Here is a 572-nt window from a genome sequence, read left to right as displayed (position 1 = left end):
TGGCTTCCTCGATGTCGTGGGAAATGAAGATGATGGTGCGCTGCTGCTCGGCCTGCAGGCGCATCAGCTCGCCCTGCATCTCGTTGCGGATCAGCGGGTCGAGGGCCGAGAAGGCTTCGTCCATCAATAGGATGGTCGGGTCGTTGGCCAGCGCCCGGGCCAGGCCCACGCGCTGCTGCATGCCGCCGGACAGCTGGTGCGGGTAGCTGTGCTCGTGGCCGGCCAGGCCGACCTGGCTCAGCGCCTCGCGGGCACGGCGGTGGCGTTCGGTTTCAGCAACGCCGGCGATTTCCAGGCCGAAGGCGGTGTTCTGCAGCACGCTCATGTGCGGCATCAGAGCGAAGGACTGGAACACCATGCCCATTTCCTTGCGGCGCACATCGAGCAGGGCTTTATCGGACAGGCCGGTGATTTCGCGGCCGTTGAGGTGGATGCTGCCGGCGGTGGGTTCGATCAGGCGGTTGAACAGCCGCACCATGGTCGACTTGCCCGAGCCCGACAGGCCCATGATGACGAAGATCTCGCCACGTTTGACGGAAAAGCTTGCATCGAACACGCCGACGACGTGGCCG

The 572-nt window shown here is 65.0% G+C and carries 1 protein-coding gene; it reads right to left on the bottom strand.

What is annotated here, in order from left to right; all coding sequences use genetic code 11:
• Window positions 1-572, bottom strand: a 572-nt coding sequence (locus tag OO306_RS28045; RefSeq protein WP_265970385.1) for an ATP-binding cassette domain-containing protein, incomplete at both ends; no start/stop codon positions are given.

Origin of the sequence: Pseudomonas sp. DCB_AW, assembly GCF_026240895.1 — a bacterium.
Lineage (GTDB): Bacteria > Pseudomonadota > Gammaproteobacteria > Pseudomonadales > Pseudomonadaceae > Aquipseudomonas > Aquipseudomonas kermanshahensis.
This window is presented reverse-complemented; position numbering and strand designations above follow the sequence as displayed.